Origin of the sequence: Paenibacillus oralis, from assembly GCF_003863965.1 — a bacterium.
Classification (GTDB): Bacteria; Bacillota; Bacilli; order Paenibacillales; family Paenibacillaceae; genus Fontibacillus; species Fontibacillus oralis.
Window position 1 is genome coordinate 2,873,102 of record NZ_RRCN01000001.1, and the last position, 26,077, is coordinate 2,899,178.

Here is a 26,077-nt window from a genome sequence, read left to right on the forward strand (position 1 = left end):
TCGTAACCATTAAAGGAATTTTTTGGCCTTAATTTTCAATGAACGGTACAAAAAGCGGTCATCTCCCTGCGACTCGAGAAAATAGCGCCATTAAACTCCTCTATTTATTTAAAATGGGCAATATCGCCGAAATAGCGACATTTTTTTCCCTTATGTTTTCGCTGGAGTTTTAAAACTAGTCTGCTAATGCTTGTTCCAAAAGAAGCGCTGCCGGTATTTCCGCGGCGGAAGGCCTTCCATTTTCGTGAAGCAGGCGGTGAAATAGGAGGCGGTGTTGAAGCCAACCTGCTCGGCAATCCGCTCCACGGTCAGGTCCGTTTGCAGCAGCAGCAGCTTGGACTGCTGGATGCGCAGGCGCAGCAAATATACGGCCGGCGGGCAGCCGAACACCTTTTGCATGCAGCGGGCGATGTAGACGGGATGGAAGTTGATGCTTTCGCCCAGCTTTGTGGCGGAAAAGGGCTCGCGGTAATGCTCGCGCAGGTAGGAGGCGGCCGCTTCCGCGCAAACCGATTGCGGGGACGGCGCATCTCCGCCGGCGGAGGCGGAAAGCTGGACGATGACCTCCTGAAACAAGGCCTGCTGCCTGAGCCGGACGCCGCTTAAGTGAATGCTGCGGTTCATCTCCGTCAGCTCGCTGATCGCGGCGGCCAGTTTTTGCGGTTGGGCGAGCTTCGTGAACTGGGGAAGCGGCACGGTATAGGAGGTTGTGGAGAACAGGGGCAAAGCCGGCGGCCCCGGCGTTTCGTTGTCCGCATAACTTCCTTGCTGCTGCCGGTATTCCTCCTCTTCGAGGACGCGCCAATCGCCGAGAATTTGAAAATGCAGCCAATGATGCAGCGTCTCTTCCCGGCAGCCTTCCACGGCGTAATGGTAGCAATCCGGCCGCAGGATGAGGGCGTGGCCCGCGCCGATTTCATAATTCCGGCCTTCTTCTCCAACGTACAGGCAGCCCGAAACGACGACGAGCAGGTCAAACGCGCCGATATTTTGCCGGCTGGGATGCTTGCCTAAGGCCGGCAGGGGCGTAGCGCCGCTGACGATATAATGCGGCAGGGGAGGCGCGGTAAATTCGATGATCGGAGGCATACAACGCCAGCTCCTCTTAGGTTGGAATATTAAAAGATTGAGTTGATTCATTGATACATTAATATCAATATAACATCTATAATGTGTTTCGTGCTAACAAGATAGAGGTGGGCGCAGGGTCGTTCCCCCTTCTACAGGAGGTTGTAATAATGAAGAAAACCAAGGGCGGCGAAAGAGACAAGTTTTCCCTTTGGCTGCTCGCCTGGCCGATTTTTATCGAGCTGTTTCTGCAAATTTTGCTCGGCACCGTCGACACGTTGATGGTCAGCCGGATTTCCGACAACGCGGTAGCGGTCGTCGGTTTCTCCAATCAGCTGTTTAACGCGCTTACGACGCTGTTTGCCACCATTGCCAGCGGCGCCGGCATCGTCATCGCGCAAAAAATAGGCTCCGGCCGGGAAGAGGACGCCCGGACCGTAGCGATCATCGCCTTTAAAGTGACGGGGTATATCGGCATCTTCCTCAGCGTTTTGCTGATCGCCGTGCCGAAGCCGATCGCCCGGGCGCTGCAGCTTCCCGAAGAATTGCTGCCGATGGCGGAGGTGTACATTTCGATCGTGGGCGGCGGCATGATCCTGACCGCCATGATCTCCATGCTCGGAACGGCGATCCGCAATACCGGGAACACGAAAGGACCGATGTACACGGCGGTAGGGATGAACATCATCCATATCGCGATGAACTATTGTTTTATTTTCGGGGCTTTCGGTTTTCCGCAGTGGGGGTTGACCGGGGTGGCCGTCTCGACCGTAATCAGCCGGCTGATCGCAACAGTGGTCCTGCTGCTGATCTTCATTGGCACCTTTCAGCGGCGCATCGGATTTAGGGATTTGCCGGTTTTCGACCGCAAGCTGTTTAAGGAAATTTTGGTCATCGGTTGGCCGCTTGGCGTCAATTCGGCGAGCTGGGTATTTTCACAGCTTGCGATTTTTTCGTTCCTCGCCATCCTCGGTTCCACCGAGCTCGCGGCAAGGACGTACATGAATACGCTGGAATCGTTTTGTTTCATGCTTGGCTTCTCCTTGGCGATGGCGGCGCAAATCCAGATCGCCCACCTGTACGGCGCCGGCAAAACGAAGGAGGCCTACCGTGCGGTTTACCGTGTGCTGGCCTTCGGGCTCCCGCTGGTGATCGTCAACGCATTTATTCTCGTATTGGTTGGTCCGGCGCTGATGGGCGTGTTTACGAAAGATCCGGAGATTTTGGCGCTGTGCGTTGCGCTGCTGTGGCTGAATTTGCTCCTGCAGCCGGGCAAAATGGTCAACATGGCGATCGGCAACTCGCTGAACGCGGTCGGGGACACGAAATATACGATGGTCATCTCCCTGATTTTCATGTGGCTCATTGCCACCGGCTGCTCCTATTGGTTTGGCGTTTCCATGGGTTGGGGCATCATCGCGATCTACCTTAGCATGATCACCGATGAATACGTGCGCGGCATCCTGTCGTACTTCCGCTGGCGGGGCCGCAAATATTTGCGGATGAAAGAAGCCGAACTAAGCAGGGAGGAGAAGCCGCCAGGGGACACCCCGCTGGACGGTGTGGCGAGCCCGGCGTTGTGATGCGGCACCCTTGAATTTCGCCGAAATAGCGGCGCTGGTGTCCGTTAGAATCCGGCATCTCGCGAAATACCTGTTTGATAGGGGAGCAGCTCCGCGAAGATATAGTACCAAGCCGGGCACCAAACCCGGACGACGCAAAAAAGCCGCCCCAGCCTGGAGCGGCTGCTTCCTGTTTTACAACAGAGGCAGCTCGCCTTGCGCCGTGGGGCAGCGTTCTTTTTTACAAGTTATTCCTTGTCATCCTTAACACGGTCCGGCAGCTGCTGTACATAGCTGTCGGAGAGACGGAGCAGCTCGAGCGCCCGGTTGTATTCGTCTTCCGTTGTCAAAGCCTGGCTTACGCCGTCTTTGGCCAGCGGGTATTGGGTCCCGTCGTTGTACCAAACCCCCGGCATAAACAAAGCTTTGTTGTTCAGGAACGAACCGGAAGGCAGGTAGTAACGCTGCGGCAGCAGATTGTATTCCGTCTGATTCAGGATGTCCTCGCCGAAATGAATGTGATCGTCCAAAGACGCCCCCATCAGATTGGCCACCGTCGGCAAAATATCAACCTGGCCGCCCACGTTTTCCATCACCTTCGGCGATTCGCCCGGGACGGAAATGATCAGAGGGATGTTGAGCATGTCGCGATAGCTGTATTCCCGGCCGTAGATTTCCTGCATCAGCTCCAGGCCGTGTTTGTCCAGGGAATACATCGGCAGGCCGAGGTGATCGCCGTAAATGACCACGACGCTGTTATCCCAAATGCCTTTTTGCTTCAGATCGTCGATAAACTGGCCGAGCGCATAATCGGCGTAGCTTTGCGCCCGCAAATAATCGCCGACCATGTTGTCCTGATACCGTTCCGGCAGCTGGATTTTGTCCTTCTCATGCGGCGTCGTAAACGGATGGTGCGCTGTCATCGAAATGACCTGAGCGTAAAACGGCTTGCCGCCCTGCTGCATTTTGTCCAGTTCTTCCGAGGTTTTCTTGTACAGCACTTCGTCGGAAGGGCCGAAGAAGACCATATCGTCCGTGCCGAAAAACTTCTGGTCATAGTAACGGTCCCAGCCCAGAGCGGCGTACAGTTCCCCGCGGTTCCAGAAATCGACCGCATTGGTGTGGAACGTAGCGGTGTCGTAGCCCTGCGACTTCAACAATTTCGGCAGGCTGGGCAGCTCTTTGTCCGGATAGTTTTGCGTGGCCGCCTCATTATAGGGAATGTAGAACGAGGTGTTCACAACGAACTCGGCGTCCGAGGTGTTGCCTTGTCCGACCATTTGATAAAAATGCTTGAAATAGATGTTATCCTTCACCAGCCGGTTCATGACCGGCGTGACTTCCTGGCCGTCGACCTTCAGGTTGATCAGAAAATTTTGGAACGACTCCAATTGAATGATGATCAGGTTTTTGCCTTTGGCCGCGCCGAAATATTTCGGGTGGGCCGGCTGTGTAGTACCTTTAAGCTGGTCGATTTTAGTCTGGGAGATCTGTCGGCTGTCGACGAGATCTTCTTTTTTGCCGGAAAAAATCGTATACGTTTCGTAGTTCAGGATGCCCATTTTCTCCGCTTGCTTAATTTCGTTCATGCTGGCCCGGTTAGGCCATACGTTGAAGATGCACAGGAGGACCGAAGCCGCAAAAATACCCGCGATCACGCCGGTGCTGGTCTTTTTTAAGTTAAAAAAGCTTCTGAGCTGCTCGGCTCTTTTTTTGCGCAGGAGCCAGTAGCCGATGATGACGATATCGAGAAAAATCAGCAGATAGTACGGCGCCAGCAAGGAAAATACGCTGTGTTTGACCGCAGTCACCTGATTGACCTGATCCAGGGCATGGTAATTAACGATGACCCCGTAATATTTGTGATACATAACTGCGGCAAAAAATATGGCGGTGACGATAAAGTTGACGGTTAAATAAAGGCCGATTTTACGCTTGGAAGAAAACCATTCGATCAGGCAGAACAGCGCCCAAATAAAGGGGATTTCCCTCAGCAGAGGCCCCCAGGCGGGAACTTCGTCAAAGATGGTGATCCAAACGATGTAAATTTTCAATATCATGATGACGGAGAAAAAGACAAACGGCTTGATGTTGGCCAGCCGGATGCGGTTGAATTGTAACACGGCGTGATCCTTCCTTTCCGCTTTGTTACGCTATTTAATACTGGCTTTACATTTTAACACCCCTAATATAATACATGAATTAGGAGAAAGAATAAAATAATTCAATTCACTCATTTAACAAGATAACCCAAACATGGCTTTGTTAACATTGCGTTAGTTCTCATTATTGACTTGTTACGGCGGTTTTTGCTAAATTAGAGGTATCCTTCTGGACAGGAGAGATTTTGATGTCGGTGAATGTTCTTAACTAATCAAATTTCATATGGACCGATAGCGGGTTTTTAGGGACGCATTCAGGGCGACTTCGCGGCTGTTTGATGTTGGGCGCGTACGTCTGTTTGAGCGTACTCTTGTTTCGGTCTGTTGAATTTAGTTAAGAACACACGCGGAACATCATGCAGTGCCTTTAGCGCTGTCTGTTGCTTTGGAATGTAAGCCGTGCTGTATTCAGCGCGGTTTTTTTGCATTTTTCGGGGGAACAGGCATATAGCGGGAGAGGTATAGGCAAAGGATGGCATTCGTGCTGTCCTTTGCCTTTTTTTGTGCGTCCGGATGGAAGGATGAACCGATTATGAGGAGGTTTTGGACATGGAAAAATTTTCGCTTCACATGCTGGAATACGAGAGCATCAAACAGGAGCTGATGAGTTACGCCGTATCGTATGAAGGGCGAAACCGGATCGCGGAGCTGGCGCCGCTGGAGGAGAAACGGCCGATCGAACGGGCGATCGCGGAAACGGCGGAGGCGCTTGCCCTATATGGAAAAGGGGCCAGTGTTCCGCTCCCATCGCTGGAGGGAATCGAGCTGGTGGCTTCGCTGCTGGGCACCGGGTACCTGTTCACCGAGCATGACCTGACGGCGGTGCAAACCTTTCTCCACAGCTGCGGCCAACTGAAGAAGTATATGGCCTCCAAAGGCGAGCTGGCTTGGAGAATCGGCGTTTACGCCCAAGACCTGCGGGATTTGCCTCTCCTGCAGCAGGAAATTTTGCGCTGCATCCGGCACGGGGTCATCACGAATGAAGCAAGCCGGGAACTGGAGAAAGTCCGTAAAAGGATCGCAGTCGTGAAAGAGCGGATTCAGAAAAAGCTTCAGTCCGTGATGGCCCGCCATGCTGCGATTTTGCAGGAAAACATCGTCAGCGTGCGCGGCGGCAGGTACGTCATCCCCGTCAGGAAGGATTATTACAAGCAAGTGAACGGCCGGATGCTGGATCAGTCGACCAGCGGGCAAACGGTGTTTATCGAGCCGCAGGAGGTGTCGGCGCTGCAAAGCGAGCTGGAGCTGCTGCAGGGAGAAGAGGCGCGGGAGGAAGCCAAGGTGCTCGGCTACCTGGCGGAGCTGGTCGAGCGGGAAGCCGAGGCGATATTCCGGAATATTGAAATTACGGGGACGTACGACTTCATCTTCGCCAAAGCGAAATATGCGGCGGCGATCGGCGGCGTGGCGGTTGAGATCGGCGAGGACGGGCACACCGTCATTCGCGGGGCCAAACATCCGAAGCTGCTGCAGACGATGGTTCCGCTGGACATGGAGATCGGCCGGGAGTACCGGACGCTGATCATCACCGGCCCGAATACGGGCGGTAAAACCGTCGTGCTTAAGACGTTCGGACTGCTGGCCCTGATGGTCCAGTCCGGGCTGCTCGTGCCGGTGGCGCCCGGCAGCCGGTTCGCGGTGTACCGCGGCATTATGGCCGTAATCGGCGACGGGCAAAACCTGGAGCAGTCGCTCAGCACATTTTCCGCGCAAATCAGCGCGCTTGTTACGATGCTGCGCGAGGCCGGTCCGTCCACGCTGCTGCTCATCGACGAGCTAGCGGCGGGGACCGATCCCGGCGAAGGCATCGCCCTGTCGATCGCCATCCTGGAGGAGTTCGCTCGCAAAGGAGCAACGGTGTTGGTGACGACGCACTTTAATGAGTTGAAGACGTTTGCCTCCCGCGCGCAAGGCTTCCAGAACGCGCGCATGGAATTCGACGCGGAGACGCTGCGCCCGCTGTACCGGCTGACGATCGGCCAGGCCGGCCGCAGCTACGCGCTCGAGATCGCGAGCCGGCTCGGAATCTCCCCGGGCATCGTGGAGCGGTCGCAGCATATCGTCAGCCGCCAGTTGGCGGAGGGGACGAGAGGCTCGGCGCTGTGGGACGACATTTTGCCGGACCCTGTGCCGTCACCGGGGCGGAGGCTGGCGCAGTTGCCGGGGCAGGAGCTGGCGCGTGGGGCGGAGCAAGGCCCAGCGCCGTGGTCGATGCCGACGCCGGAGCCGGCGCAGGAACTTGCGCTGGACTTGGCGCAGAGGCCGGTCCGTCCCGTGCCGATACCGACACCGGAGCCGGCACAGGGACTTGCGTTGGGCCCGACGCAGGAACCGGTAAGTCCCCGTCCCGTGCCGGGGCAGTCTTTGCAGGCTCGGGAGCCGGAGGTTGCGGCACCTGGGGCTCAGGCCGGCGCGGAACCCGGACCTGCCGCAGGCGGGCAAGCCTTAGCCGGGCATGCCGCCTCCGTGCCCGGACCGGGCAAACCGGGGACGGACACGGCCGGGCAGCGGGATCAACCAGCTGCAGCCTCATCCGCCGCGGAGCAGCCACCGCAAAAGAAATCTCCTGTTTTCGAGGTGGGCGATTCGGTGATCGTCACTTCGATCGGGAAGATCGGCATCGTCAGCGCGCCGCAGGACCTCCGGGGCATCGTCGAAGTGCTTGTGCAGAAGCAGCGAATCAAGGTCAACCACAAGCGGCTTAAGCCCTACATCAAAAAAGAAGAGCTGTATCCCGACGATTACGATTTCGATATCGTGTTCGACAGCAAGGAAAACCGCAAAAAGCGGAAGCTGATGGGCAAACGGCACGTGGAAGGTTTGGAGATCGTCCGAAAACCGGGCGAAAACTATTCTGAATAACAAAAGAAGCATCCCAATCCGCCGTATGGCGGTGAGGATGCTTCTTCTGTTTCTGCGGGGGAGTCACTTTATTTCTCTAACAGGGGAAGGGTGCAGATCCGGATGGGGTGCAGTAAAACTAGTTTATCACCGATTGGACGGCGGGGTCCTGCGCGTCATGCGGCTATATAGGAGCTCGCAGCTTGCTAACCACCAGAATGATCGCATAACCATACACCGGAACTCCCTGCCGGAATTCCCCTAACCTGATCGCCGCTCCACCTCTGATTGGAAAAAATCCAATAAATTAAGGGGAATCGAATGCGATTTGAAGCTCCCATTGGAAAAAATCCAATAGAAATCGCGCAAACCGTCCGTTTTGCGTCCTGCCAAGCCCGATCTATTGGAAATATCCAATCTAGCTGCTGTATTTACCACTGAATTTCCAGTTCTATTGGATATTTCCAATCAGAACGATGCGCCAGACTGCATTGCCGGATGATTTCGGTTTAACCCCAGTTAACCCCGGTTAACCCCAGCCGGAACGGTGAGCTGCTCGGCCAGCGTGGCCACGAACTGCTCGAGGAAAGCCTGGTCCGCCTCGTCGAACCGCTGCTTGTTCGGGCTGTCGATGTCGAGCACGCCAAACAGCTGCCCAGCCTTTACGATCGGAACGACGATTTCGCTGTTGGAAGCCGCGTCGCAGGCGATATGCCCGGGAAATTCGTGCACGTCGCCGATCCGCAGCGTTTCCCGGCGCTCGGCGCTGGTACCGCAAACTCCTTTGCCCAGCGGAATACGGATGCAGGCCGGCAGCCCCTGGAACGGGCCAAGCACCAGCTCCTGGCCGTCATACAGATAAAACCCGACCCAGTTGATATCGTCCAAATAAAAATTCAGCAACGCGGCGGCGTTGGCCAAATTCGCCACGTTGCTGCTCTCTTCATAAATCAAGCCCCGAAGCTGCGACAATACGGTGTTTTGCCGCTCTTCCCGGGTGCCCGAGTATTCGCTTGCGTGAAACATACGGGTATTCCCTCCTTGACTTCGCTTCCGGATCAGGTCCGTAAGCGCGATACGCGATAAAGCTATTATAAGCCAGCTCGCGCCTGAAGGGTAGGTTCGTTCATTTTACAAACTCCGACACGGTGTGCTATTTTTTATCAAATTTGCAAAATATGTTTTTTGGCATCATGAGGTAAAATAGGGGAAAGATCGTAGAAAAGGTGATTTTATGGCGACACCAGTGTACAAGGAAACCCGTCGAAAACATAAAAAAGTAAGCAATGAACTTAAAGCGACGATCGAACATCTGCGCTCCGAACTGATGAACGCCGCGGTGGAGGACAACTTCAGCAGCGGCGCTATACTGGAATTAAGCCAGCGTCTGGATCATTACATCGTCATGGCTCAAAATCAGATGCTCGGCAAATAAGCCGCCGTAACTGTTTCCGTTGCCTTTTCCGCGCCAAGCACCTCATGAATGAAGGAATGCACTTCCGTTCTGTAGCGTTTCGGATCAACGCCGTAGGCGTTGGCATGAACGGCGCCTTCGATCAGCAGCAATCTTTTCGGTTCCGGTTTACTCCGGTACATCTCTTTGCTCATGTAGGTAGGAACGTAGTTGTCTTTCGTTCCGTGGATGAATAAAACGGGCAGGCGGCTTTTTTCCACCGCTTTGATCGGACTGACCTGGTCGAGCCGGAAGCCCGCTTTACGCTGCAAAAGCCTGTTCACCAAAGGCAGCAGAGGATAAGCAGGCAGCTTGTTCAGCTTCGTGAATTGATGCCGCATCAGCTCCGTCAAATCGGAGTAAGGGCAATCGGCAATGACGAACTTCACGTTCGGATGCGCGATGCTTAGATATTCCAATACCGTTCCTCCGCCAAGGGATTGGCCATGCAGACCGATTTCGGTTTGTTCCCCGTAATGTTCCAAAATCCAATTTACCCAAGTTTGCACGTCATATTTTTCATAGTACCCGTAAGTCGTATATTTGCCCTGACTGCCGCCGTGGCGCCGCTGGTCGATCAGCAAAATGTTAAAGCCCGCGTCGCGAAACATGTCGATATATTGCGTCGAAACGTGCAGTGAGACCGTATAACCGTGAACGATGATCATCCAGCGGTGGCTATCCGGAAAAAATTCCAGCACATACCCGCTGAGCAACAGGCCGTCCTGTGACGTAACCTGTATCTTGCGTTTGTCCAGACGGTCAAACCGGTCCTTGGAATAGACGCCCGTACGCTCCAAATATTCATAGATGCGCTCTTTCGTCTGCAGCCGCATTTGGGTGATCTGACGAAGAGCGTAACGCGGCAAGCCGCCGGAGATCAGCGTGGCCAGCAGCAGAACGGTGATGCCGAATGAGAGGATCATCCGGGTTTTCCCTCCTTTTTTTAATGAGCCGAAACCTATCCGTAAAGCTCTATCTGTAGATCATAGTATCACCGAAATGACGGCAAGAAAATCATAGCCTGCGAAAATTGCCGCTTACCTTTGACGGGGACTCTTCGATATGATTAGCTATAATCATGCCGGGGTGTGGGTTGGCGTTTGCCGAATCCGCCGGTTTTGTGTTTAAAGTAAAGAGAGGAGAACGGCACATGTTCAAATGCGGCGGGAACATCCCTGTCCTGGAAAGCGAAAGACTGAGGTTAAGGAGAATGGAGCGCGGCGACGCCGAGGTGATGTTTCGTTATTGGAGCGATCCGGAAGTTACCCGGTATATGAACGTACCTCCGTTTGCTTCGGTGGAAGAAGCCTGGGACATGATCAATCTGCTGAACGGTTTGTCCGAAAGCGAGGATGCGATGCGTTTTGGCATCGAGCTAAAGGAAGAAGGGAAGCTGATCGGCAGCTGCGGGTATAATGTTTGGGAGCTGTCCGGGGCTTACCGCGGCGAGATCGGTTATGATCTCGGGCGGGAATACTGGGGGCGCGGATATATGTCGGAGGCGCTGAAAATGCTGCTGGCCTATGGTTACGACACGATGGGGCTCAACCGGATCGAAGCGCTGGTGGAGCCGGAAAACGCCGGATCGCTTAAGCTGCTGCAGGCTTTTGGGTTTAAGGAGGAAGGGCTGCTCCGGGAATATCAGCAGACGGAAAAGGGATTTGTCAACCTGTTGATGTACTCGTTGCTCAAAAAAGAGTATGTAATAAGCGTTTAACAACGGGGAGATGTGATAACGGTGAAAAAGCTGTATTCGGCGCGCGTCCCGCTTCAGGCGCTGGATCCGCTGAGCAAACTGGTCGCGCTGCTGTGCGTTGCGGCACTGAGTATGCATTGGGATAAGGCGGCGCCGTTGACCGCCATGCTGCTTTTTTTGGTCGGGACCGCCAGGTACGGGGCCGGAATGCCCTGGGGCAAGCTCGGCAGACGAATGGGATATATCGCCGGCTTTGGCGTGCCGTTATTTGCCATCACCGCCTTGGCAGCGCCTTCCTCCGGGGAGGCGATTTCCGCCGGCTTCCTGTCAATTCCGGTACACTCGCTCTCCGCGGCAGCGGCGGTATGCCTGCGGATGTTCTGCCTGTTTATATCCTCGCTGATCTACATTGAAACGACGGACCCCAAACAGTTCGTCGTCATGATGACGACCCGGCTCAAGCTGCCTTACCGCTTTGTGTTTGGCGTGTCGGTGGCCTTGACGTTTTTGCCGCTGCTGGCCGAGGAGGGGCGGGTTGCCGCCGATGCGCGCAAAATCCGGTCTGCCAGAGCGCCTGGAGGATTGGCGGAGCGTTTGGCGCAGGTTCGGGGACGTTTGCTGGCGGTGTTCGCCGGGGCGATCCGCCGGATTGAGCAGACCGCCGGGGCGATGGACGCCAAGGGCTTCGGAGCTTATCCGGAGCGGACGTTTTTGCGGGAGGCGGCTTTGTCCCGGGGCGGAGTGTGGCTGATGGCGTTCAGTGTGATTTTTAGCGCCGGATTATGGTTTATTTAGGTTAGGTCCGAAAAAAGGACTTGACGCGCCGCAATTGTTAACCTAAATTTTAATTTATGGTTAACAATTGATCTGGGAGAGGATGACAAAGCAGATATGAACGAATCGACGAAAAAAAACGCTTTTGCCAAATTTACGACGCTGGATATCGTCCTGATGGCTATGCTGGCGGCGGCCAACGCGGTGATGACCGTATTTTTGTCTCCGGTGAACCAAGCATTGAACGCGTTGGGGGGACCTATCGCCACTTCGACGATTACCGGTTTGTACATGGTTTATGGATTGCTGGCTTATTACATTATCCGCAAGCCGGGAACAGGGCTGATTACATACGGGATCGGGGCGGTGGTGCAGTCGTTTATGGGTTCCGCCTACGGCATCGTTTCCTGTTTTGCCGCCGCGGCTTGTTATCTTGTGATCGCCGAGGGGATTTTTGCGCTGACGCGTTATAAAAATTGGGGCTGGCCGGTCATGCTGGTGACCGGGGGCGCGATGGTACCGGTTTGGTTTTTCTTTGCCGCGCAGATGTTCGGCTATACGAAATGGGGGACCGGGGTGCTGTTGATCGCGCTCGTGGTCCGCACTTTGAGCGGAGTTGTTTTCTGCGGGCTGCTGACGAAACTGATCGGCGACGGGTTGGCGCGCAGCGGTCTGCTGCGCCGGTTTGCGGTCAGCCGGGGAGCGAAAAGCCTGACATGACGGCTCCGGCCTTTGATTTGGAGCGAGTCGGCTACAGCTTTGAGGCGGGGGCGGAGCCGGTGCTGCGCGGCGTAACGCTCCGCGCGGCCGCCGGGGAATGGATTGCCGTAGCGGGAGCGAGCGGCAGCGGCAAATCGGTCCTGGCCCAGCTGTTGAGCGGGTATCTCCCGCGCTCCGGGGAAGGCGTGCGGACGGGCCGGCTGCTCGTCTTCGGCGTGGACCCCGCGGAGGCGGAAATCGCCGCCGTGGCCCAGCGCATCGGGGTCGTGTTTCAGGACCCCGACGCGCAGCTCGTACAGGGCCGGGTCGAAGACGAGGTCGCCTTCGGCCCGGAAAACCTGCGCGTACCCGCCGCCGGCATCGAGCGGCGGGTCGCGGATGTGCTGGAGGCGGTGCAGCTGACGCCGCAGCGGATGGCGCGTGTACACGCGTTGTCCGGCGGCCAGCGCCAGCGCACGGCGATCGCTGCGGCGCTGGCGCTGGAGCCGCCGCTGCTCGTGTTTGACGAGCCGGCGGCCAGCCTGGACGCCGCCGCGAGGACGCGGCTGCTGGCGCTGCTGCGCCGCCTGCACCGCGAAGGCCGGACCGTCGTGACGCTGTCCGGCCGGATCGACGAGCTCGCGGCTGCGGCGCCGCGGCTCGTCGTGTTGGACGCCGGTACCGTCGTTATGGACGGTCCGGCGGACGAGCTCATCCGCGGCGAGCGCGCGCGGATGGAGCGGCTGGGGCTGCTGCCGCCAGGCGCAGCAGCAGCCCCGGGCGGCGCGGCGATCGCGGTACCGCCAGCGCGGGCCCGAGGCACCGCCGCGGCGAGCGCGCCAATGCTCACGGACGCCGCTCCCATTGCTTCTGCTGCAGTGCCCGCCGCCGGCACTGCAGCGGCGGGCGTGCCTCTGCCGGCGGCTCCTGAAGAGGCTGGCCTGCCGCAGCCCCCACTCGCTAACGGCGCGCCGAGCAGCGAGCCGCCGCCCACCGCCGCCCCGCTGCTCGAGGTGCGGGGCCTTACCTTCGCCTATGCCCCCAAAAGCGCGCCAGTGCTCTCCGGCGTCGACCTGAAGCTGGACTCGGGCGAATGGCGGCTGCTGTGCGGCGAGAACGGCTCCGGCAAAACGACCTTGTCCCGGCTGCTTATGGGGCTGCTCTGTCCGCCTAAAGGCGCGGTCTTTTGGCGGGGCAAGGATGCGGCACGGCTGTCCCTGTACAAGTTGGCGGCGGACATCGGCTACGTCTTCCAGCAGCCGGAGCAGCAGTTCGTCGCCGCGACCGTATGGGACGAGCTGCTGTACGGGCCGCGCTGCCAGCTGCGCCTAAGGAAACGCGAGCCGCTGCCGGAGGAGCTGCGCCAAAGCGCGCTCAAGCTGCTCGAAACGATCGGGCTTCAAGACAAGCCCGGGGTTTCGCCGTATTTGCTGAGCGGAGGGGAAAAGCGCCTGCTCAGCATCGCGGCGTCGATGATCAGCCCCAAAAAGCTATACATCCTCGACGAGCCGACGGCCGGCATCGATTATAACGGTGTGCGCATGCTGATCGCCCTTTGCCGCCAGGCTCTGGCCGGCGGCGCTTCGCTGATCGTGATCACCCATGAGCCCGAGCTTTTCGCCGGCAACCCGGCCCGGCAGTGGTCGATGCGCGAAGGCAGGTTGGTAACCACGGGTCATCCGGAACGAAATGAGCCAACCGCAGAAAATGTGTAATAAGAATTTAACCGTACTTTTTATGACAGACCGTACTTTTTGCGCTTAACCTGGAAATCGGCGCATGACTAACGGGTTAATCTCGAATGAACAAGCTATCCGGAACATTTTCTACGCTAACGGTTGTAATCAAGCTTATTTGACCGAAAAGGCAGATATTTCTTTTTTAACGGTTGTATTCGCGCTTATTTAGGCGAAACCACCCCATTACTGCCGATAAAACGGATAATAAGCTCGATGGCAACCGTTACATTTTGTATTCGCACGTTTTTACTCAATTAGCGTCGCTCACAACCGTTAGGTTTTTGCACTCTTTTACACTATTGCACTTGTCCTGCGGTCAATCGCCGATTTTTGTTTTGGACCACTTTTTTGGCTTAACCTAAGAAATCTCGGGAACAGGTGGGGAGAGGTGTTTGATAGCCGGCTACTTAACAACAAACCTAACGCTCAACCTGACGACCAACCGCTGGTCATCAAAATAGCGGAACTTTATGTACTTATTATCCGGAGCCTAACGTATTCATCGCCATTAGCGGCATTTTTGGGCCTTATTTTCCTATGGATAGTCCAGAACGTGAGCATTTCCATACGACCGGGGAAAATAGCGACATAAATTTCCGCTACTTCTCGCAAATGGGCGGAAGCTGCTGGAATAACGACATTTTTTGTCCTTATTTTTTTCGCTGGAGTTCTCGGGGTCAGGCAGCCTGGTTGTTGCAGGTTTTCTCGGCGCAATTACAACTTCTGTGAGGCTGCGGCAAAAGAAACAAGCCCGAACCAAGTTCGGGCTTGTTGTCCAAGTTCGGGCTTGTTGTTCAGGCTGGCCGGCTTATTTCAAGCCGTCCGCCGTTTCAGGGGTAGAAGGCGCCGCCGGAGCCCCATCTACAGCAGGTTCGGCCGGCATTCCAGGCTACTCGCCTGTCTTAGCGGGCGTCTCACCGGCTGGCGGCCCCGCCAGTCCCGCATCCGCTTTAGATTTGACGGGCCCAGCCAGTGTTTCTGTCACCGGCTGGGCCCCACCTGTCCCGAGTCAGCTTCAGGCTCGCCCGTCCCCGCCGGTGTTTCGATCACCGGCTACCCCGCCAGCGCCGCATCCGCTTCAGGCTGGGCCGTCCCAGTCCGGTGTGTCCACCACCGGCGGCACCTCAGGCCCTTCGTTCACTTCCGGCACTTCCAGCGCTTTAGGGGCCGACGGCCGCTCATCCAAAACCGGTCCAGGCGGCACCGGCACATACGGCTTCACGACCAGCACGTTTGCCGTAAAGGTATGCTCCCGGTAAACGGCCGTCACGGAAGTCAGCCCTGGCTTGAGGCCGATGAGATAGCCGCGCTCATCCACTTGAGCGATTTCGGGATCGGCGATCGTAAACCGGGTTTCCCCGTTCACGATCGAGGCCTGGCCCGACTTATCGGTGAAGAAGGCTAGGGTATCCAGTTCACTGCCGGTCATCAGCGAATAATCCTCCGAGTCCAGGTAAAACCGCCCGGGCGTTTCGGAAGGGGGATCCGTCACTGTCACGGTCACCGTCACCGGCAGCTTTGCGGAGAAGCCTTCATATTCGGCGACGATTTCCGTCGTCCCGGGGGCCAGGCCCGTAATGAACCCGTCGCTGTCAACGGCGGCGATCTCCGGATTTAGCGAGGTGAGCACGGCCTGGTTCGTAATGACCGCCGCGGTTCCATCCGCATAGACCGCTTGAACGACGCTAGGCCGGCGTTCGCCGACGCCAAGCTCCAGCGCCGGTTCATCAAACCGGAGTTCCTGCAAATCCGCCGGAGGCTGCTGGCCTTCGCCTGCCACCTTGATTAGTTGCATCAAGGGAAGGCTGTTCTTTTCTCTAACTTCACCCGTCATGAGAAAACCGCCATCCGCGGTGTACATACCTTTCCCGACCGAATCCAATCCCGGGCTTGCAAACCGAAGATGTCCGGTTACTTCCCCGTCGTTGTCGATCCGCAAAATTTGATACTGCGTCTGCTGATCCGGATAGTCGCCGGTGGTGTAACTTCCCAGCAACGCATAGCCATCCGGGGCCGAAACTAGCTGACGGAAGAAATGTTCCCCCTCCGCAAGCGGGTAGGTTTTCTCCCATAGGATCTCTCCGTTACCAGCCATTTTGAATACGAACGTGACTCGCTTTCCGTCTTGATACATCATCCCGGAAATGATAAAGCTCCCGTCCGGCGTCATCTGTGCGGACCAAGCAGAGCGCCCGCTGCCGGGAAACACTTGCTGTTTTTCCCATTCCACTTCGCCGTTCGCGTCCACTTTCACGACCAGGGAAGCGTCGGAATCCGAAGTTGCCGTACTGTCGATTCCACCGACTGCCAGCACCCCCCCGTCCGAAGTGCTCAATACTTCACTAAAAGACTGGTTGTCACCAATCCACCAGGTTTTATGCCACACCTCATTTCCTTCCCGATCCACTTTCAGCAGGTAAACCGGAGCCAAAAACCCGGAATTGGCGCTGTACCCCGTAACTACGAACCCGCCATCCGCAGTCTCCGTTGCGGACCCAGCATGAAAATGAGTGTAGTCCAAAAGGTGGTAGTAGCGGGACCACTCGACGTTTCCCTGGTCGTCCAGCTTGGCCAAATAGGGAAGGGTGGTTGCCGGTCTTTCCGTCCGGTCCATCGTTGACCCGCTCACCAGATAACCGCCATCTCGTACAGAGATGATCTCTTGGGCCGAAACGTCTTCTATATCGGGATCTCCGTCAACATCCAAGGTTTTCTCCCATAGGGTGCGGCCATGTTCATCCACTTTTATGACGTAACCAAAAAAATTTGAAATGGTGGATACATCCCCGACGGCAACGTATCCTCCGTCCGCAGCGGAGGTAACCGCTTTTCCTTTCGCCGTTCTAAAAGCTTGTCCGTAATCGAAGCTCCACTCGACTTTCGGCGTCCCCGGCTCCGGCTGCTCCGCAGACGGGGCGGCGGTACCGCTCCCCGACCAACCGGTCCAGGCCAGCAGGCAGCTGAAGGATATTGCAGTTAGTCTTTTCAAAAATAGTGACATCAGCGCTCTCCTCTCAAAATGGTTATCAAGGAATATTCCTCCATTTCATTATCAAGGAAGCCGGATGGACAGGGAATCCCGCTAAACGCTTATTTCCAGAATGTTGTAAAATGGTCATCGGGACATATAAGGGTAATGAGGCCGGGACTAAACAACTGTGCGATCAACGGAATCACTGTCCGGGTTTCCTAGGGTTCCTATGACTGTAAAGCCCACGCTAAACCAGGCGGCGGATCGGAGAAAATAGCTCCGGACCAACGTCCTTTCCTTTTCCAGCGTGTTCCATTATAATTTGAATTTATGGATGAATGACATGTAGTGTGAGAGGAAAGGAAGTTTTACCTTTGAAAACCGGGTTACAACGCAATTATATTTTGCTGGGGCTGCTGCTTTCGACATTTCTGGCGGCGATCGAAGGGACGGTGATCGGGCCGGCCGGGCCGAGAATTGTCGGCGATCTGGGCGGGGCGCATTTGCTGAGCTGGGTGTTTACCGCCTATTTGCTGACGATGACCGTGGCGACGCCGATTTTCGGGAAAATCAGCGATCTTTATGGAAGAAGGCCGGTGTTCGTTATCAGCTCGCTGCTGTTTTTGGCCGGTTCGGTATTGTCCGGGATCGCCCAGAACATGGAACAGCTCATCGGCTTCCGGGCGCTGCAAGGGATCGGCGCGGGCGGATTGCTGCCGGTGACGTTTACGATTATCGGCGATATTTTTTCCATGGAAGAACGCGCCAAAATCCAGGGCTGGATCAGCTCCGTATGGGGGATTTCCTCGCTCGTCGGGCCGCTGCTGGGCGGTTATTTCGTCGATTCGCTCAACTGGCGGTGGGTGTTCTATTTTAATATACCGTTTGGTCTGCTGTCGTTATTTTTTATCATCAAATATTTACGGGAGCGCGTGGAGAAAAGAAAAGTCAAAATCGATGTTGCGGGCGGGCTAACGTTAACGATCGGGGTCGGCGCTTTATTGATCGGACTGGCGACCGGCGGCCAGCAGTTTCCCTGGAGTTCGCCGTGGATGATCCTTATCCTGGCGCTGGCGGCCTGTTCGCTGATCCTCTTTTTTATCGTCGAGAAAAAAGCCTCCGAACCGCTTGTACCGCTGAAGCTGTTCCGGGTGCGGGACATCGCCTACTCGAACTTGGCCAGCCTCGTGGCCAGCGCCTTGCTGATCGGGCTGACCTCCTATTTGCCGCTGTGGGTTCAAGGGGTGCGCGGGGAAAGCGCCACCGTCTCGGGCCTGATCCTGGCGCCGATGTCGATCGGCTGGATGCTGGGCTCCGTGCTGGGCAGCCGGATGCTTATTACCCGCGGTTCGCGCCTGACCTCTTTGATCGGGATGGCGGTGGTCGCCGTCGGCGCCGGCGGGCTTGCATTTATGACGGAAGGAACACCGCTCATTCCGCTGCTGCTGTTTAACGCCTTGTACGGGATCGGCTTCGGCTTTTCGTTCGCCGTATTTACGATCATTGCCCAATCGTCGGTGGGGTACAGCCTGCGCGGCGCTTCCAACGCCCTGAATTCATTCGTCAAATCGATCGGGCAAACGATCGGCGTCACCGTCTTCGGCACGCTGATCAATCTGCAAATCGCCGCCAAAACCAAAGACCTAGCCGCTTCCGGCATCGAGGTTTCCCAAAGCGATATCGACCAGCTGCTGTCGCCGGAGAAGGTGCATCTGCTGCCGCGTGATCTGTGGAGCGAGTTAAAACATGTGCTTGGAGCCAGCCTGCACTCGCTGTTTATGGTGATGGCGGTGTTGGCCGTGATCGGCGTTCTTTTCGTGTTGGGGCTGCGCAACCGGGCTCCGGGACCGGACGATGAACTGGAGGATGGAGCAAGCGCGTCGCCGGATGCTCCCGGAGTTTAACCGGGGAAGGACGGCCGGCCTGCAGGCGTTCAAGCCCCCAGGGCGGTATAAAAATGGCCTCTCCTCCGCATCTTAACGGGAAAGGGGAGGTGTTACCATGAGTAAGGAACAAATGAACGTGGATCAGAACACGCTCGTGGACGCGTGGAAAAAACAGCTTCCGGAATATCTGAATCCCGGGGATTCGGCCAAGGTGCAGGCCGACATGGCGAATCCCCAAGGTTTGCGGATTCATATCAACGCGGCGGGCCATCAAATGTTTTCCTTTGATTTTTCATGCTCCTACATGGACCCGCGCGAGGTCCGGGTGGAACTGGTCGATGTCGAACGCGCCGGGCGGACGGTTGCCGAACACACCGCGCAAATCCAGGAGCTGACGGGGGATTACGTCCGTCATATCCACGAATGTGCCCAAGCTCTCGGGCAGCTCACGAACCCATGACGAGAAAGCGAGGATAAGCGAATGGCCAAAGGCAAGGCAGGGGTAGACAAAAACCTGACCAACGTCGTTTCCGATTTGGAGCGTGATCCGGTCAACAGTCATGAGGCCCAGCAAATGCAGCAAGCGGTCAACGATCGAAGACACCAGGACGCTTTGAACCACCATAAAAACAAGGATATGGATCCTTCACATTAGCTGTAATCAAAAAGCCTGCGTCTCTTGGTTCACACACAAGAGCGCAGGCTTTTTTGCATCAGATTAACCTTTACGCGCCAGCGGGGCCAGCTTTTCCGCTTCGCGTCCCATCTTTTTCAGCAGATCGATCATGGTGTTTTTCTCTTCATCGTTCAGGCCGCTTAAGGCATAATCGATCCGGTTGGCAAACTCGGGATACAGCTGATCCATCAGCGCTTGCCCTTTGGAGGTAAGCTCCGCGTAAATAACGCGCCGGTCGCGCGGGCAGGGGGTGCGGTGCAGCAGACCCGCCGTCTCCAGCTTGTCGATCACGTAGGTCACGTTGCCGCTTTGCAGCAGCAGCTTAGCGCCGATTTGCTGGATCGGCTGCGAACCCTTATAGTACAACACCTCCAGCACGGCAAAGGCCGTCGGGTTGAAGCCCTGGATTTTGCTTCCGGTCACGGCGTGTTCATTGACGCTTTTGAAGGATTTGGCAAAAACCCGGTACAAATGCATGGACAAATCCGTGCCGATTTCCTCGGTTTTCAACATATACATCCCGCCTTATCTTATATTTGTGAATATTTTTACATAGGTGAATTATTGCTATCTTAAAACAATCGGAAATTTAAAAAAATATAATTTATCACAATTTGCGGCTTTTTAATGTAAAAAAGTTACAGCATTTCAACCCGTTTGCACCTAGTAGACGATTCTGGAAATAACGTTAGCATGATGGCAAGTGAAGACTTGAGAAAACGGCAAAATTAGTCTATTGAAGATCTCGGGTGACTACATAAAGGAAAAAAAGGGCGCTATTTCAGCCGATATCCCCATGTTGCGTGCAATAGAGGAATTTTATGGCGCTATTCTCACGATTTAGTAGCGAAAGGCCGCCTTTCGACCTGTTCATCGAAAAATAAGACCCAAAAGTTCCGCTATGCTGATGAATAGGCGCAAATTCGGAAAATAAGGCCCTAAAGTTCCGCTATTTTATGGGGACGACACAAAGTGATCCATGGCCCCCGTCGGCAGATAAGCCATAGACGGCTTTCGGGCCGGAACCGGCGTTTATTTTGTCGGGGGGACTGGTGGCGCTCATCGGCCTGCTGCTGCTTTTGTTCTGTCCGGCCATCCTGCACCGCGACCGCGACCAAGGGGAGGTGACGCTGGGCGCTTGAAGGCGGCCTCGTGCCCCCCTGCCGGTTAAGGTATAATCGTAGTATTACAATCTACGGCAGGTGAAAGATTTGACAGATGCGCTATTGGACGTGGCGATCCGCAAAGCCGGGTACGAACCCGGGAAGGCCGCGATCGAGAACGTTTCGTTCCAGGTGAGGCTAGGGCGGCTAACCGGGCTGATCGGCCCGAACGGGGCGGGGAAAAGCACGACCTTAAAGGCCATTCTCGGCCTGCTGCCTTACGCGGACGCCGAGGTGCGGTTTCGCGGCGGTTCTGAGCGTTACGCTTATATTCCGGAGCATCCCGTCTATTTTGAAACTTTAACGTTATGGGAGCATTTGGGGCTGGCCGCGGCCGTTTACGGCATGGAGGAAAAAAGCTTTGAACGGGAGGCGGGCTTTCTGCTGGAGAAGTTCCGCATGACGAAGGTGAAGGATCATCTCCCGGACGGGTTCTCCAAGGGCAAGCGCCAGAAAATGATGCTGCTGGTCGGATTTCTCGGCCGCCCAGACGTTTATATTGTCGACGAGCCTTTTATCGGGCTTGACCCGCGGGCGACCAAGGATTTTCTCGACTTGCTGGAGGAAGAGCGGCGGCGCGGGGCCGGCGTGTTGATGTCCACGCACGTCCTGGATACGGCGGAGCGGCAAACTTTCTGCTTGCCGTACTGGCCGCCGTCATATTAGCGGCCGCGCTTGGAAGGTGGAGGTTCCGGCTTAAAGGGCGGTTTGATGCCGAAGTCCGTGAGGAGGAGCGGCAAAAAACGAAGCTGATCGCGCTTTTGCTGGCTTCCGCCATCGACCAGCCGAAAGCGCCGAAGCCGGGGGCGAGGCCCTGGCTGTTCCGGCGCTGGCGCCGGCTGCTGCCGTCGCGCAGTCCGGAGGCGCGGGTCGCGGAAGCGCTCGTTAAGGCTTTTTTTCGCGGCGGCGAGCTGAAGCTGTACGGGCAATTGATCCTGGCCGGCCTGGCCGCGCTCGTGTTTCCGCCTTATCCGGTGAATGCCATCATTTATATCGTTTTGATTTTATTGTTGATGTATTGGTTAAGCGGGCATCTGCGTGCTTTTTTCGCCAGGGACGGCATGAAGATGCTGAATCCCGGGGAAATGCTGGAGTACCGCACGGCCGTTCCGGCGATGACTTTGCTGCTGCTTCCCGGACTGGTTTGCTTTACGGCTGGCCTGGGGATCGCCTTGTATCCGCCGCTCTGGGGAGGCCTGGGGGCGATTCCCTGCGGAGTTTTGCTGGCGATCGTGTTGGGCGGGTTTTATGGAAGAATCGGGATCTTGCTTCTGCGCAGATCATAAAACTTGCCCCTGAAATCATGAACGTTGGTGACGGCAGATCTGACCGCAAGAAGGCTAACGGACCTGAAAGCCCTTATTTGCCTGAAAAGACGCCGTTTTAATTTTTAACGGACAGAGGAGCCCTTATTTGCTTGAAAAAGGCCGGATACGTGCTCCCAAATGCCGAATAAGGTCTGTGGTGTCCGTTACATTTTGAAAACTGTTGATTTCATCTAAATAACGGCACTGAGGTCCGTAAGGATTGGCCCTACTGGATGTAGACTGTCCGGTTCGATCTACTAGGCTTAGCTTCCTCCGCTCTCCAGCGCCGTCAGCCCGGCGTGATGCCCCGCGGTGTAGCCGGTCGCGAAGGCGGCCGTGATGTTGTAACCGCCGGTATAGCCGTGGATGTCCAAAATTTCGCCGCAAAAATACAGCCCCGGCATCAGCTTCGAGCCCATCGTCCGCGGATCGACTTCTTTGAGGTTGACGCCTCCGCCGGTGACGAACGCTTCCTCGAAGGAGCGGGTTCCCGTGACCTTAAGCGTAAAGTTTTTGAGCACGGCGACAAACTGCTGCCAGGGCTCCTTGGGCAGATGCTCGAAAGTCGTATCGGCGGCCAGACCGGCGCGCTCGAACAGCAGCGGCAGCAGACGCTCTGGCAAGGTTCCTTTAAACACGTTTTTCAGCGCTTTTTTCGGCTCCGCCGTGGCCATCTGCCGCAGGCGGCTTTCCAATTCGCCGGCTTTTTCGCCCGGAAACAGGTCGATGGCCATCGTGACGTCGGCTCCCCCGTTTTTCTGCTTGACGCCCCGGACAAACCCGCTGCAGCGCAAAGCGATCGGGCCGGACAGCCCGAAATGGGTGAACAGCATGTCCCCCCGATGGGAAACGGCCGGTTTGCCTTTCGGGTTCAGCACGGACAGCTCCACGTCGCGCAGCGACAGGCCCTGCAGTTCCCGGCTTTGAATAAACGGCTCCCGGGAAACGATCGGCACCTCGGTCGGGTAGAGCTCGGTAATCGTATGGCCGGCGGCGGTGGCCCAAGGGTATCCGTCCCCGGTGGAACCGGTGTGCGGCACCGATTTTCCGCCGGTTGCCACGATGACCGAGGCGGCGAGCAGCGTTTCGCCGGAGGCCAGCTTCACCCCGCGCACCCGGTCCGTCCCGTATTCGATTGCGCCGACGGGATGATGGACGAGCAGCCGCACCCCAAGCGAGCGGGCTTTGCCGATCAGCGTGTCGACCACCGTCTTCGCTTTGTCCGACACCGGAAACATCCTTCCGTTGTCTTCCTCCTTCAGGGCGATCCCCAAGTTCTCAAAAAAGGCGATAATGTCCCGGTTGCTGAACAGCGAAAAGGCGCTGTACAAAAAACGGCCGCCCCCCGGGATATAAGCGATCAGTTCGTCGATTTCCTTGTTGTTGGTCACGTTGCAGCGGCCGCCCCCCGAAATGCCAAGCTTGCGTCCGAGTTTGTCCCCTTTATCGAGCAGGGCCACATTCGCGCCTTGTTCGGCCGCGGCGATCGCCGCCATTAACCCGGACGGTCCTCCTCCGATGACGATCACGTCGTACTTTTTCATGCCGTCGCTCCCTTCCGTTTGTACTTTCTTACTTATTTTCAAAACCCTTGAAATGATGCAACACAGCGGGGCGCATCCACCTGTCCCCTAAAATAATTTATATTTTTCTGAAGCAAGCATTATTGTAAAACTTTGTCGCCTATGTTTTAATCGAACTATAATGGTATTCTTCCGCCTGAGGAGGGAGAACGTGGAGGCTGTAAAAGAAATCGTGTTGCAGGTGCTCATTGCCAGCTTGCCTGCGTTTTTGTTTCCGTTGTCGTATGAAAAAAGAAATTGTCATTTACTGAAAATCGGCGCTGCTGCCAAACGTGTGCCATACGTCCAGGGATTGACGTTCACGTGCATGTTCAGCATGCTGCTCTGCGCCTTGTTCGCCTGCCGCCTGTGGGACACCGTTCCTCTTAATTTCGGAATACTGCCGCTGTTTGCGCTCATTTTATACGGCAGATTTCGGAGCGGGGCCGTCCTTGCGGCGCTTCATATTATAATCTATCCGTTGTACACAATAAACCATACCTTGGCCGAAATCGTATTGGAGACGGGGCTGCCGCTTTACCCATTTGTATTTTTAGCCTCCCGTTATTTCAAAAAGACCGGCCGCCGCGGCAAAGTTGCAATCCTTTCGCTTTGTTTCACGGGCGGCGAGCTGATGATCGGAGCATCTCCGTTCCTAACGGGGAGCTTACCGATGTTTTCGGATTTAAGCGCTTTAATTTCCACTCTTGTTAACGCAGGCGTTGCCGTAGTGGTCGGCAGTTTATTTGTCCATATGGTGGAGAATGCGCTGGAAAAAGAAAAACTCCGCGAGCGGGTTACGGAGCTCTCACGCGAATATTTCCGCGAGGCCGAGCGGCTGCAGCAGATGATGGACGCCGCGCCGCTTGGTATCGTCCTGCTGGACCAGCAAGGGTATATTATATCGATAAACAATACGTTTCTCCAGTTATACAGAATGTACCGCAACGATGACGAGGTAGCGGCGGCCCGCGAGGACCTGATCTTCCGCAAGCCGGAGGACGTCCTCCGCGGTTTGCCGATCGGCAAGCTCGCTTCCCGGGTGGAGAGCACGCTTGCGGGAAAAACCAAAACGTCCGAGCTGCTGCAAAGCGATGACTATATTTATTTTACCAGCACTACGCCGATCTTAAAAAGCCAGGAAGTCATCGGCGCCGTGGCGATCGTCCAGGACATCACGGAACTGGAGAAGCTTCGCATGGAGCGGGGACACGTCGAACGCCTGAGCCTCGTCGGACAAATGGCGGCCGGCATTACGCATGAGCTCCGCAACCCGATGGCCGTCGTGCGCGGCTTTCTGCAGCTGATGCGGGAGAAGAGCCCGTCCAATCTGGACCATTATTACCGGATCGTGTTGGAGGAGCTCGACCGGGCCAACGGGATCATCAACGATTTTCTCTCGCTGGCGCAAAACCGCCCGGTGGAAAACGAGCAGTACAATCTGCACGACATCATCATGGAGCTGACGCCTTTATTGTGGGCGGACGCCAATTTGCGCGGACAGACGATCGAGGTCAAACTGGATGAGCAGGTGCCGGTGCTGCTGCTGAACGTGAAGGAGATCAAGCAGCTGATCCTGAACTTGGCGCGCAACGGTATGGAAGCGATGGACGGAAAAGGGCAGCTGACGCTGGAAACGAGGCTGGGCGATTCCGGCGTGGAACTGCTTGTTGCCGACACGGGTCCGGGAATACCGGCCGGCCAGCGGGAGAAGCTGTTCGAGCCCTTTTATACAACAAAAGAGAAGGGGACGGGGCTTGGATTGGCCTTATGCCTCAGCATCGTCGAGCGCCACCAAGGGAAAATCAGCGTTCGCTCCGAGGAGGGGGAAGGAACGGTGTTTACGGTCTTTTTTCCGTTCGCCGAGGCGTAAGGGGGAAAACGAAAGGAATCGTTCCGATAGGGCAGCCCCCGTCAGGAACGGGCCGGCAAACGCGGGGGTAATCTTGCGCAGTGGCTTTGCTTTCCAACTTGATGAATGTATAATAGATATAATCCGGCAGCCGGGGCTACAGGTACTGCAGGCTGCGGGTGCCACTTATTTCGTATGCACAAGGAGTGATTTGAATGTCTATGTCATTTGACCAATATATGAGAGACATGGTTCAACCGATGAGAGACGAATTGACCGTACTGGGGGTTCAGGAATTGCGGACGCCGGAAGATGTTGAGGAGAAGCTGCCCGGCGCGAAAGGAACCGCTTTGGTGGTCGTGAACTCCGTCTGCGGCTGCGCGGCAGGCCAATGCCGTCCGGGCGTGGCGAAGGCGCTGCAGCACGACATGACGCCGGACCATCTGTTTACGGTGTTCGCCGGGCAGGATAAGGAAGCGACCGCCAAGGCCCGCGAATATTTCGCGCCGTATCCGCCGTCCTCGCCTTCTATCGCGCTGATGAAGGACGGGGAATTGGTGCATTTCATCGAGCGCCATCAAATCGAAGACCGCTCGGCCGAGGAAATCGCCGCTGATCTGACCAGCGCGTTCGACCGCTTCTGCCGGTAACAGACATGTTTGC

At 56.1% G+C, this 26,077-nt stretch carries 21 protein-coding genes; 14 read left to right on the forward strand and 7 right to left on the reverse strand.

Going from position 1 to position 26,077, the window contains the following annotated elements:
• Positions 1–183: 183 nt before the first annotated feature.
• Positions 184–1,089 (reverse strand): helix-turn-helix domain-containing protein, encoded by a 906-nt coding sequence (locus tag EHV15_RS13120; protein WP_128631601.1) that lies wholly within the window; start codon positions 1,087–1,089, stop codon positions 184–186.
• A gap of 149 nt (positions 1,090–1,238) precedes the next feature.
• On the opposite strand from EHV15_RS13120, the gene EHV15_RS13125 reads away from it, so the two are divergent.
• Positions 1,239–2,651 carry an MATE family efflux transporter gene (locus EHV15_RS13125; RefSeq protein ID WP_128631602.1) on the forward strand — a complete coding sequence of 471 codons (1,413 nt, stop codon included), beginning with the start codon at positions 1,239–1,241 and terminating at the stop codon, positions 2,649–2,651.
• 227 nt (positions 2,652–2,878) lie between these two features.
• Here EHV15_RS13125 and EHV15_RS13130 read toward each other — a convergent pair whose 3' ends face one another.
• Positions 2,879–4,753, reverse strand: coding sequence for an LTA synthase family protein (locus EHV15_RS13130; RefSeq protein ID WP_128631603.1), 1,875 nt, complete (start codon positions 4,751–4,753; stop codon positions 2,879–2,881).
• 588 nt (positions 4,754–5,341) lie between these two features.
• Here EHV15_RS13130 and EHV15_RS13135 point away from each other — a divergent pair.
• Positions 5,342–7,654 carry an endonuclease MutS2 gene (locus EHV15_RS13135; protein ID WP_128631604.1) on the forward strand — a complete coding sequence of 771 codons (2,313 nt, stop codon included), beginning with the start codon at positions 5,342–5,344 and terminating at the stop codon, positions 7,652–7,654.
• A 498-nt stretch (positions 7,655–8,152) separates the two neighbouring features.
• Here the strand turns inward: EHV15_RS13135 and EHV15_RS13140 are convergent, their stop codons facing one another.
• Positions 8,153–8,659 carry a GAF domain-containing protein gene (locus tag EHV15_RS13140; protein WP_128631605.1) on the reverse strand — a complete coding sequence of 169 codons (507 nt, stop codon included), beginning with the start codon at positions 8,657–8,659 and terminating at the stop codon, positions 8,153–8,155.
• Between the two features lie 208 nt (positions 8,660–8,867).
• On the opposite strand from EHV15_RS13140, the gene EHV15_RS13145 reads away from it, so the two are divergent.
• Entirely contained in the window at positions 8,868–9,068 is a 201-nt protein-coding gene (locus tag EHV15_RS13145; RefSeq protein ID WP_128631606.1) for an aspartyl-phosphate phosphatase Spo0E family protein, read from the forward strand.
• Here the strand turns inward: EHV15_RS13145 and EHV15_RS13150 are convergent.
• Positions 9,050–10,012, reverse strand: a complete 963-nt coding sequence (locus EHV15_RS13150) for an alpha/beta hydrolase (RefSeq protein WP_128631607.1) — start codon at positions 10,010–10,012, stop codon at positions 9,050–9,052. The two genes, EHV15_RS13145 and EHV15_RS13150, sit on opposite strands and share 19 nt — an antisense overlap.
• 227 nt (positions 10,013–10,239) lie before the next feature.
• On the opposite strand from EHV15_RS13150, the gene EHV15_RS13155 reads away from it, so the two are divergent.
• From EHV15_RS13155 to EHV15_RS36475, 4 genes are all read left to right on the forward strand, one after another.
• Positions 10,240–10,806, forward strand: coding sequence for a GNAT family N-acetyltransferase (locus tag EHV15_RS13155; protein WP_128631608.1), 567 nt, complete (start codon positions 10,240–10,242; stop codon positions 10,804–10,806).
• Between the two features lie 21 nt (positions 10,807–10,827).
• Positions 10,828–11,580, forward strand: coding sequence for an energy-coupling factor transporter transmembrane component T family protein (locus tag EHV15_RS13160; protein WP_246061526.1), 753 nt, complete (start codon positions 10,828–10,830; stop codon positions 11,578–11,580).
• A gap of 96 nt (positions 11,581–11,676) precedes the next feature.
• Complete coding sequence (locus EHV15_RS13165) at positions 11,677–12,279, forward strand: ECF transporter S component (protein ID WP_128631609.1); 603 nt, start codon at positions 11,677–11,679, stop codon at positions 12,277–12,279.
• Complete coding sequence (locus EHV15_RS36475; protein WP_178075842.1) at positions 12,276–13,973, forward strand: ABC transporter ATP-binding protein; 1,698 nt, start codon at positions 12,276–12,278, stop codon at positions 13,971–13,973. The genes EHV15_RS13165 and EHV15_RS36475 overlap by 4 nt, the downstream gene beginning before the upstream one ends.
• A gap of 1,102 nt (positions 13,974–15,075) precedes the next feature.
• On the opposite strand, the gene EHV15_RS13175 is transcribed toward EHV15_RS36475, so the two are convergent.
• Positions 15,076–16,998: an Ig-like domain-containing protein gene (locus tag EHV15_RS13175; RefSeq protein WP_128631610.1), complete on the reverse strand. Its 1,923-nt coding sequence runs from the start codon at positions 16,996–16,998 to the stop codon at positions 15,076–15,078.
• Positions 16,999–17,306: 308 nt separating this feature from the next.
• On the opposite strand from EHV15_RS13175, the gene EHV15_RS13180 reads away from it, so the two are divergent.
• From EHV15_RS13180 to EHV15_RS36480, 3 genes are all read left to right on the forward strand, one after another.
• Positions 17,307–18,872 carry an MDR family MFS transporter gene (locus EHV15_RS13180; protein ID WP_128631611.1) on the forward strand — a complete coding sequence of 522 codons (1,566 nt, stop codon included), beginning with the start codon at positions 17,307–17,309 and terminating at the stop codon, positions 18,870–18,872.
• Positions 18,873–18,969: 97 nt separating this feature from the next.
• Positions 18,970–19,314 carry a hypothetical protein gene (locus EHV15_RS13185; RefSeq protein WP_128631612.1) on the forward strand — a complete coding sequence of 115 codons (345 nt, stop codon included), beginning with the start codon at positions 18,970–18,972 and terminating at the stop codon, positions 19,312–19,314.
• 21 nt (positions 19,315–19,335) lie between these two features.
• A complete protein-coding gene (locus EHV15_RS36480) occupies positions 19,336–19,509 on the forward strand; it encodes a hypothetical protein (protein ID WP_178075843.1) in 174 nt (57 codons plus the stop codon).
• A gap of 63 nt (positions 19,510–19,572) precedes the next feature.
• Here EHV15_RS36480 and EHV15_RS13190 read toward each other — a convergent pair whose 3' ends face one another.
• Positions 19,573–20,043 (reverse strand): MarR family winged helix-turn-helix transcriptional regulator, encoded by a 471-nt coding sequence (locus tag EHV15_RS13190; RefSeq protein WP_128631613.1) that lies wholly within the window; start codon positions 20,041–20,043, stop codon positions 19,573–19,575.
• A 698-nt stretch (positions 20,044–20,741) separates the two neighbouring features.
• On the opposite strand from EHV15_RS13190, the gene EHV15_RS13195 reads away from it, so the two are divergent.
• The gene (locus EHV15_RS13195; protein WP_246061531.1) at positions 20,742–21,359 is read left to right on the forward strand and encodes an ABC transporter ATP-binding protein; all 618 of its coding nucleotides are present in this window, start codon (positions 20,742–20,744) and stop codon (positions 21,357–21,359) included.
• Positions 21,353–21,979 carry an ABC transporter permease gene (locus tag EHV15_RS13200; protein ID WP_246061929.1) on the forward strand — a complete coding sequence of 209 codons (627 nt, stop codon included), beginning with the start codon at positions 21,353–21,355 and terminating at the stop codon, positions 21,977–21,979. The genes EHV15_RS13195 and EHV15_RS13200 overlap by 7 nt, the downstream gene beginning before the upstream one ends.
• Positions 21,980–22,263: 284 nt before the next feature.
• Here the strand turns inward: EHV15_RS13200 and EHV15_RS13205 are convergent, their stop codons facing one another.
• Positions 22,264–23,544, reverse strand: a complete 1,281-nt coding sequence (locus tag EHV15_RS13205; protein ID WP_128631616.1) for a BaiN/RdsA family NAD(P)/FAD-dependent oxidoreductase — start codon at positions 23,542–23,544, stop codon at positions 22,264–22,266.
• A 190-nt stretch (positions 23,545–23,734) separates the two neighbouring features.
• On the opposite strand from EHV15_RS13205, the gene EHV15_RS13210 reads away from it, so the two are divergent.
• Complete coding sequence (locus EHV15_RS13210) at positions 23,735–25,435, forward strand: two-component system sensor histidine kinase NtrB (protein WP_128631617.1); 1,701 nt, start codon at positions 23,735–23,737, stop codon at positions 25,433–25,435.
• A gap of 194 nt (positions 25,436–25,629) precedes the next feature.
• Positions 25,630–26,064 carry a BrxA/BrxB family bacilliredoxin gene (locus EHV15_RS13215; RefSeq protein WP_128631618.1) on the forward strand — a complete coding sequence of 145 codons (435 nt, stop codon included), beginning with the start codon at positions 25,630–25,632 and terminating at the stop codon, positions 26,062–26,064.
• Positions 26,065–26,077: the final 13 nt, after the last annotated feature.

Bases quoted from the DNA above. Each gene is read 5' to 3' on its own strand.
- EHV15_RS13120 (WP_128631601.1), bottom strand. From the start codon at position 1,089: ATGCCTCCGATCATCGAATTTACCGCGCCTCCCCTGCCGCATTATATC.
- EHV15_RS13125 (WP_128631602.1), top strand. From the start codon at position 1,239: ATGAAGAAAACCAAGGGCGGCGAAAGAGACAAGTTTTCCCTTTGGCTG.
- EHV15_RS13135 (WP_128631604.1), top strand. From the start codon at position 5,342: ATGGAAAAATTTTCGCTTCACATGCTGGAATACGAGAGCATCAAACAG.
- EHV15_RS13140 (WP_128631605.1), bottom strand. From the start codon at position 8,659: ATGTTTCACGCAAGCGAATACTCGGGCACCCGGGAAGAGCGGCAAAAC.
- EHV15_RS13145 (WP_128631606.1), top strand. From the start codon at position 8,868: ATGGCGACACCAGTGTACAAGGAAACCCGTCGAAAACATAAAAAAGTA.
- EHV15_RS13150 (WP_128631607.1), bottom strand. From the start codon at position 10,012: ATGATCCTCTCATTCGGCATCACCGTTCTGCTGCTGGCCACGCTGATC.
- EHV15_RS13155 (WP_128631608.1), top strand. From the start codon at position 10,240: ATGTTCAAATGCGGCGGGAACATCCCTGTCCTGGAAAGCGAAAGACTG.
- EHV15_RS13165 (WP_128631609.1), top strand. From the start codon at position 11,677: ATGAACGAATCGACGAAAAAAAACGCTTTTGCCAAATTTACGACGCTG.
- EHV15_RS36475 (WP_178075842.1), top strand. From the start codon at position 12,276: ATGACGGCTCCGGCCTTTGATTTGGAGCGAGTCGGCTACAGCTTTGAG.
- EHV15_RS13175 (WP_128631610.1), bottom strand. From the start codon at position 16,998: ATGTCACTATTTTTGAAAAGACTAACTGCAATATCCTTCAGCTGCCTG.
- EHV15_RS13180 (WP_128631611.1), top strand. From the start codon at position 17,307: ATGACATGTAGTGTGAGAGGAAAGGAAGTTTTACCTTTGAAAACCGGG.
- EHV15_RS13185 (WP_128631612.1), top strand. From the start codon at position 18,970: ATGAGTAAGGAACAAATGAACGTGGATCAGAACACGCTCGTGGACGCG.
- EHV15_RS36480 (WP_178075843.1), top strand. From the start codon at position 19,336: ATGGCCAAAGGCAAGGCAGGGGTAGACAAAAACCTGACCAACGTCGTT.
- EHV15_RS13190 (WP_128631613.1), bottom strand. From the start codon at position 20,043: ATGTTGAAAACCGAGGAAATCGGCACGGATTTGTCCATGCATTTGTAC.
- EHV15_RS13205 (WP_128631616.1), bottom strand. From the start codon at position 23,544: ATGAAAAAGTACGACGTGATCGTCATCGGAGGAGGACCGTCCGGGTTA.
- EHV15_RS13215 (WP_128631618.1), top strand. From the start codon at position 25,630: ATGTCTATGTCATTTGACCAATATATGAGAGACATGGTTCAACCGATG.